The organism is Streptomyces sp. NPDC001093, assembly GCF_040298985.1.
Lineage (GTDB): Bacteria > Actinomycetota > Actinomycetes > Streptomycetales > Streptomycetaceae > Streptomyces.
On the sequence record NZ_JBEPBF010000062.1, the window covers coordinates 47182 to 54896 of the forward strand.

6 protein-coding genes are annotated in these 7715 nt (G+C 70.2%); 2 read left to right on the forward strand and 4 right to left on the reverse strand.

Annotated features, from left to right (window positions below; genetic code table 11):
- Positions 1-879 precede the first annotated feature (879 nt).
- Entirely contained in the window at positions 880-1629 is a 750-nt protein-coding gene (locus tag ABT288_RS27580) for a TioE family transcriptional regulator (RefSeq protein ID WP_351612965.1), read from the reverse strand.
- Positions 1630-1687: 58 nt separating this feature from the next.
- Here ABT288_RS27580 and ABT288_RS27585 point away from each other — a divergent pair, with 58 nt between their 5' ends.
- Both ABT288_RS27585 and ABT288_RS27590 read left to right on the forward strand, forming a co-directional pair.
- Positions 1688-2899, forward strand: a complete 1212-nt coding sequence (locus ABT288_RS27585; RefSeq protein ID WP_351612968.1) for an erythromycin esterase family protein — start codon at positions 1688-1690, stop codon at positions 2897-2899.
- 223 nt (positions 2900-3122) lie between these two features.
- Positions 3123-3992 (forward strand): acyl-CoA thioester hydrolase/BAAT C-terminal domain-containing protein, encoded by an 870-nt coding sequence (locus tag ABT288_RS27590; RefSeq protein ID WP_351612971.1) that lies wholly within the window; start codon positions 3123-3125, stop codon positions 3990-3992.
- Between the two features lie 149 nt (positions 3993-4141).
- On the opposite strand, the gene pstS is transcribed toward ABT288_RS27590, so the two are convergent.
- From pstS to ABT288_RS27605, 3 genes are all read right to left on the reverse strand, one after another.
- Entirely contained in the window at positions 4142-5290 is a 1149-nt protein-coding gene (pstS, locus tag ABT288_RS27595; protein WP_351612973.1) for a phosphate ABC transporter substrate-binding protein PstS, read from the reverse strand.
- Positions 5291-5819: 529 nt separating this feature from the next.
- Positions 5820-7238 carry an MFS transporter gene (locus ABT288_RS27600; protein ID WP_450859933.1) on the reverse strand — a complete coding sequence of 473 codons (1419 nt, stop codon included), beginning with the start codon at positions 7236-7238 and terminating at the stop codon, positions 5820-5822.
- Positions 7239-7475: 237 nt separating this feature from the next.
- Positions 7476-7715 (reverse strand): transglycosylase SLT domain-containing protein (locus tag ABT288_RS27605; RefSeq protein ID WP_351612976.1); only part of this gene is annotated, 240 nt, incomplete at its 5' end.

A 7715-nucleotide genomic window follows, 5' to 3' on the forward strand; every position in this document is an offset into this window, starting at 1 on the left:
CTGCGCCAAGGCACAGCCCGGTTACTGGCTGGTCCGTTCAGGCGCGGGCGGGCCCGTTCCTTGACCACGGAGCCCCCGCGTGAGCTCACGGAATGTCAACGAGGTCAACGCAGCTTTCTGAGCGCGAAGTTCGCAATCGGAGTGGCCTCGGCACCACGCCGCCGCTGTCGGCAAGCGGTCCCGGACCCTGCGGCGGATCCGGTAGTCCCGCCGCGGCCAGAGTTCACGCGGGGGCTCCGTGGTCAAGGAACGGGCCCGCCCGCGCCTGAACGGACCAGCCAGTAACCGGGCTGTGCCTTGGCGCAGTTGCGCACCCGTAAGCGCAAGGCGCGTTCCCCACCGCCGCTACAGGTGCGCAACAGAAAGGACACAGGTGAACGCCCTGCTCCGCCCCTGCGTCCGGGGCCTCGTGACCGACGGCCCGTCAGGGCGGCGCGGCAAGCGCGAAGCGGCTCCCGCCCCTCCCCCGGCGTCACGGTCAACGCGTGGGTTCGGGCGGGAACTCGAGGCGCTGCACCCGGTTGGGTTTCACTACGCCTACATCGTCGAGGACGTGGGGATGATGTCGGCGACGCAAGGGCAGACTCCCAGTCGGCAACGCCCCTTGCATCGCAAAAGCGACCGGCAACGACACCGGGCGCGCTCGGGTCGCGCCGCACTGCGGATGGCCTTCGAACCCGGCGCCGGCAGTGCCTCGGGCTCCGGTGTACGAGGTTCCCGGCACATCCTCGCCCGGCTGTGCTGGGAACCGACCATCAGGTCCATCAACGTTTCGCTGATGCCGTCGGCGTCAGCGCCCTGCGGGACCGTGTGGGGGCGCCGGTCGCGTAGCCGGATGTGTCTGCCCTCGGCGTGTCTCCGCACCTGACGGCCGCAATCTCATCCGCGCTCGCGGAGGTACGCCTCCAGCTCTGCGGCGCCGGTCAGCATTGCCCGCCCCCGGGCGGACAGCCGACCGCGCCAGTCGCGCAGCGCGGCCTCCAGCGGCTCCAGTCCGCCGGCCGCGCGCACCTGGACGATCAGCGGGGCGATCTGCTCCAGCAGGTAGCCGCCCCGCCTGAGCTGGTGGGTCAGCCGGGCGTCCCGTACGTCGGCCTGGTCGTAGACGCGGTACCCGGTCAGCGGGTCGCGGCGCGGTCGCACCAGTCCGGCGCGCTCCCATTTGCGCAGCGTGGCGGGCCGGATGCCGAGCTTCCCCGCCAGCGGCCCGATGAACGTACCGCCGGGCCCGGACACCCCGGCCGGCTCGGGCCCCACACCGGGCGAGGGCGCCGCACTGGGCTCCAGGTCGCGGAGGGCGTTCTCCACGGCTTGCAGGGTTCGCCGGTCGTCGAGGAGTTGGGCGTGGCTCTCGTCGATGAGCCGGAACGCCTCATCGACCGCGCCCTGGTTCACGGCTCGCATGATCGACGTCGCCGTCCGGTGACCGTGGCCGGGCACCAGGGCAAGAAACGCGCGGAGGGCCCCCGCGTGCAGCGAGGTGTAGGTGCGGTAGCCGTGGGGTGTGCGAGCGGCGGCCGGAAGGATGCCGGCCTCCTCGTAGTTTCTGATCGCCTGCGTGGACAGACCGTGCCCGCGCGCCAGGTCGACCGGCCGGAGTCGCTCACCGTTTTGAGGGTTTCGCCGCATGGAGCCGACGGTATCGCGGAAAAGTTTCAACCGAAGGTTCAACGATACCGTTGAATGCATGGCCACTGACATCAAGGACACCGTCCATGCCTTCGAGGCTGCCGCCGTCATGAGGCTGCTCCCGGCCCGGCCGCGGCTGCTGGCCCTGGGCGAACCCACCCACGGCGAGGACGTTCTGCTCGACCTGCGCAACGAGGTCTTCCGTCGGCTCGTCGAGGAGGAGGGCTACCGGACGATCGCGATCGAGAGCGACTGCATGATGGGCCTGGTCGTGGACGACTACGTCACCTCGGGCACCGGCGATCTCGACGAGGTCATGAAGCACGGATTCAGCCACCCGGACCTCGGGTTGGGCGCGTCCGCGGCCAACCGCGAGCTCGTGCGCTGGATGCGCGCCTACAACGACGGCCGGCCCGCGTCCGAGCGGGTCCGCTTCGCCGGCTTCGACGGCCCACTGGAGATCACCGGCGCCGCGAGCCCCCGGCAGGCCCTCACCGCACTCCACGACTACCTCGCGGCCCGGGTGGACGCGGACCTGCTGCCCTGCACCGGGGAAACGCTCGACCGCCTGCTCGGTTCCGACGACCGGTGGACGGACCCAGCCGCGATGATGGACCCGGCCCGGTCCGTGGGGCGGTCGGCCGAGGCCGGGGAGTTGCGGCTGCTGGCCGACGAGCTGGTGGCGCTGCTCGACGCGCAGACGCCGCACCTGCTCGCGGCGACCTCGCGGGACGACTGGGACCGGGCGCGCCTGTACGGGCGCACCGCGACCGGTCTGCTGCGCTACCACTACTGGATGGCCGACACCTCACCGGCCCGTATGACGCGGCTGTGCGCGTTGCGGGATGTGGTGATGGCCCACAACCTCCTTGCCGTCGCCGCTCGGGGCCCGGCACTCGTCCATGCCCACAACTCCCATCTCCAGCGGGAGAAGAGCACGATGCAGATGTGGCAGGGGCCGGTGGAGTGGTGGAGCGCCGGTGCGCTGGTGAGCGCCCAGCTCGGCGAGGGGTACGCCTTCGTGGCCACGGCGCTCGGCACGATCCGGCACCAGGGAGTGGACGCTCCGGCCCCGGACACCGTCGAAGGCCTCCTGTACGCGCTCCCGCAGGACCGCTGCGTCGTCGACGCCCCTCGGCTGGCCACCGCCCTCGGCGACACGCGTCCCGCGCCCCGCGTATCCCCCTGGTTCGGCTACGCGCCGCTCGACCCGGCGCACCTGGCCGGAAACGACGGGATCGTCTTCGTCAAGGATGTACGACAGACCTAGCGCCGCAGACTTCGGCTCGCCAGGGCAGTTCGTCCCGAAGTCCCTGAGGAGGATGGGGCGTTGGTCGTACCTTGTGGCGTGCGAGGTATGCGGATGGGGGCGGGCGCACGCGGCGGGAGGCCAGCGCCCGGGAGGCGGTGCGCTGCGCTGCGGATGCAGGCGGAGGAATGACCACGTCAACTAGGCTGTGCGCACAGATGGCGGCGGACCGACGGGGGACCTCGTGGATGTCACCGAGCGCGAGCTGGCCGATCCCTGGGAAGGCGTACTGGCCGTTCCCGCCCGGGGCAGTGACATCGGTGTCCTGGTCCTGGCGGGATCCAGCGGGCGCGTGGAACGGGAGAGAGCACGCATCCTTGCCCGGGAGGGCATGACGGCCGTGTCGATCCGCTGGTTCGGCGGTCCTGGTCAGTCCCAGGGGATCTGCGAGATCCCCCTGGAGACCTTCACCACCGCCGTCGACTTCCTCCGTTCGAACGGGGCACGACGCATCGGCATTCTGGGCACCTCCAAGGGAGCCGAGGCGGCGCTGCTCACGGCGGTGCACGATCCGCGCGTGGACGTTGTCGTCGCGATGTCGCCCACGTCCCGGATCTGGTGCAACGTCGGACCCGGGCGCGATGGAGCCCTCCGCCCTTATCGATCGTCCTGGACCTGGCGAGGGCAGGCGTTGCCTTTCGTCCCCCTGGACGATTCCTGGACTCCCGCGGAGACGGACGGTGGGCCAGTCGCCATCCGTGGCTGGTACGAACTCAGCGAGCGCACGTTTGCTGACCGGCTCTCTTCGTCGGAGATCCCTGTGGACGAGGCGCGAGCCGATCTACTGCTGGTCGCGGGCGGCGACGATGAGATGTGGCCGTCTCTTCCCTTTGCCGAACAACTGGCTCAGCGCCGACGCTCGGTCGGGGCCTCGGTGCGTCTGATCGCCCGCCACGATGCCGGTCACCGGCCACGCCTTCCTGGCGAAAGCCCGGCGTCGGCATCTCCACGCTTCCGGTACGGAGGCACACCCGAAGCCGACGCTCTGTTGGGCACGGTTGCATGGCCTCACCTCCTCTACGCACTCAGCGGCGGCTGCTCTCCCTTCCGCTGATCGCGCACGAGGACCTTGCACGCCGCAAGGCCGCACGCCGCCGCACCACGTGCGGGATGACACAGGGCGCGACGGCGGGCGGTTCGGGAGAAAGTGGCTGGGCGCGTGGCCTGGCGGAGGCGCGGCGTACTGTCCGGCCGCCCCTCGACTCAAGGAATGCTTGTGATCGTGGTGCGGACTTGGGCGATCACACTGGCGGGGAGTGTGGCGTAGCCCTGGAAACTGAGATCCTGCTGGCCTTTTTCGCTGGCGATGTAGTTGAGGAACGCCTTGGTGGCGGGCCAGGTTGCCGGTTTGTTGCCTTTGTTGCAGACGACTTCGTACGTGACCATGTCGATGGGATAGGCGTCCGCCGCTTTGGTCGTGTAGTCGATGGTGAGCCTGATGTCGCCCGCCGCACCGGTCGTCTTGGCCCCCGCGATGGCTTTCGAGGCGTTGATGATGTTGGGGTCGACGGGGGTAGGGGCACCCGTGGCGATGGAGGCGGTGGGGATGGTGTTGTTGATGGCGTACGGCAATTCGAAGTAGCCGATCCCGCCCGCTGTCTGTTTCACCTTGGTGGCCAGGCCCGAGGAGCCTGCGGCGGACTGCCCGCCCTTGCCGACCCATTGCTTGCCGTGCGGGTACGGCCAGGCGCCGGAGGCGGTGGTGCTCAGGTAGGAGGTGAAGTTGTCGGTCGTGCCCGAGGCATCGGAGCGGTGGAGGGCCTGGATCGGCGTCTTCGGGAGGGTGGTGCCCGGGTTGAGCTTCGCGATCGAGGGATCGTCCCAGCTGGTGATCTGCGAGTTGAAGATCTTCGCGAGGGTTGGGGCGTCAAGGACCAGTTTGTCGACCCCCTGCAGGTTGTAGCCGACCGCGATCGGGCCGCCGACCATCGGCAGGTCGATGGCATTCCCTCCGCTCTTGCAGACGCTCTTGGACTGGGCGATCTGAGCGGGGCTCAGCGCGGAGTCGGAGCCGGCGAACGCGGTACGGCCGTGCAGGAACTCGGTCTGACCTGCTCCGGAACCGGTGCCGTTGTAGGTGATCCGGGTTCCTGGGCATGCCTGGGTGTAGTTCTTGATCCAGAACCGCATCGCATACTGCTGGGCGGTGGAGCCGGATGCCAGCAGGCCGGCCGCCTTGCCACAGTCGATACCGGCGGCCGTGGCGGTGCCGGCGGAGGGGCTGGCAGGTGGTCTGCTGACGGAGCCGGACGGCTTGTGCTTCGCGCCGCAGCCGGTCAGGACCAGAGCACCGCAGACCGCTGCCGCGCCGATGGCCAGGGGATGCGTCCCGCTCTTGGGGTGAGGCTTCACTCTCGGGGGGTCCCTTCGTGGAGTCCGCCGAGTACGACAGGGTGTGCGGCGGCGCGAGGTACGAGGTCACTGCGGCTGGAAGTGGTCTGCGGCGGGTTCAGCCTCCGCGGGGCGGCTCAAACGGGGAGTGATAGCTGTGCATGATCAAATTATCGCGAAGCGTGTCCGATCTCCTGACTGGGCGGCGCGAGCCCCTGCGGCAAACGGGGGAAGATCGAGGTTTTCGATCGGGCGAGAGCTGCGCACGGTGGAACCGGCCACCAAGGTGGACGGCAGGATGGCCGCCCTGCGGGCACCTTCCGGGCACGGATACCACTCGTGGCGCTCTCGCGGACCGCCGCCCAGCGAAGTAAGGACCGGTGTGCGCGGCACCCACGATCGCGGGTTCCCGTTCGTCCCCGTCGGACATGATGCGCCCCGGTCCGCCAACTCACCGTCCCCTTACACCAGGAGAGCTGTCCGACCCGTGTGCGCGCCGTGGGCGTTCACCAACGCGGGGAGCAACGCCCGGGGCGCGTGGGACCCCGCGCTACCTTGATCGCGGCCTCGATGGCACGCACAGCCATGCGAGGACCGCTGCGGTGAGGTAGGCCAGCGCGCCGAGGGTCATGCTGGTGCGCAGCCCGGTGGTGTAGTGGGTGGAGGTGGCGAGCAGGCTGCCCCCGAGCGCCACGCCGGTGGCGCTGCCGATCTGGCGGGCGGTGTTGAACAGCGCGGAGGCGGCACCTGAGTACGACGAAGGCGCGGCGCCCATCACCGTCGCGGTGGAACCGGTGAGGGCGAAGGACGTGCCGAATCCGGCGGCCATCATCGGGACCACCAGCAGCGGGTAGGCGGGATCGGCACCCGCCGCGGCCCAGCCCGCAAGCCCCAGGGCGGCCAGCAGCATGCCGGCGACGACCAGGGGACGATCACCGGTACGGCGGGCCAACCGCCCGGACAGGACGGAGGCGAACATGGTCATCGCCACCGCCGGGAAGAGCGCCAGCCCTGTACCGAGGGCGCTCAGGCCGCGCTGGTGCTGGAACTCCAGGCTCGCGGTGAACACCATGCCGTAGAAGCCGAAGTTGAACAGCAGGCCGATGACGACTCCCCCGCTCATCGCCCGGGAACGGAGCAGGCGAAGGGGCACAACGGGTGACGCGGCCAGCCGCTCACGCACCACGAAGGCCGTGGCGGCCGCGGCGGCCAGGCCCACCCCGGCGAGGACGACCGGGGCCGTCCAGCCACGCCGTCCGGCCTCGTTGAGAGCCGCGGTCAGCAGGGCCACCGCCGCCACGACCGCGCACTGCGCCGGCCAGTCCAGGGCCCGGGCGGCACACCGGGGTGAACGCGCCACGTGCCGCAGGGTCAGCAGCAGGCAGGCCACACCGACGGGAAGGTTGATCAGAAAGACCCAGCGCCACCCCACCGTGGACACGAGCAGGCCGCCCAGCAGCGGCCCGGCCGACGCCGCGATGCCCGCCATCGAACCCCACAGCCCGAAGGCCCGCGAGCGTTCCGCCGGCACCGGGTAGGCCTGTTGGAGCAGGGCCAGGGAACCGGGCACGATCAGCGCCGCGCCGAGCCCTTCCAGCAGTCGGGCGGCGACCAGGAAGGGGGCGTCGGGGGCAAGGGCGCACCCGGCCGAGGACACGGTGAACACGGCCACGCCCCAACAGAAGACCCGTCGGTTGCCGAGCCGGTCCCCCAGTGCGCCGCCGGTCAGCAGGAAGCCGGCGAAGACCAGGGTGTAGCCGTCGGTGATCCACTGGATGCCGGTGAGCGAGGTCCGAAGGTCCCGGCCGATCACGGGCACGGCGACGTTGATGACCGTCACGTCCAGGATGACCATGAAATACCCGGCGCACACGGCGAGGAGCGGTACCCACATGCGCCGCTGGGGCCGGTGGACCGACTTGTGGGAGCGCAGGGACCCGCTGCCGTCGCTCGGCTCCGCGAACGCCACGGTCTCAACCCCATCCCGCGCACGGACGTACACAACCGAACGTCACAGTAGGGGACGTGTGCCTCGTATCCCGGGAAGACCAGGCTGTTGTGCCTCACGGCTTGCGGGGCTGCGCAGACGCTCGCCCAGTGTCGCACAGCAGGTGGCGACGCTGCGGGCCGGCCAACTGTGCCGGGTCCGGCGGGACTTGCCCATACGGCCCGCTACAGCTCCGCGCCTGGAGGTGCGGGGCGTGACTCAGTAGGCGGAGTTGACGTTGTCGATGGAGCCGTAGCGGTGGGCGGCGTAGTTGGCCGCGGCGGTGATGTTGGCGACCGGGTCGGTGACGCTCTTGGCGGTGCCGGAGACGTGGTAGGCGTTGAAGGTCGGGTCGATGACCTGCAGGAGGCCCTTGGAGGGGGTGCCCTTCTGGGCGTTGCCGTCCCAGTTGTTCTGGGCGCCGGGGTTGCCGCCGGACTCGCGCATGATGTTGCGCTT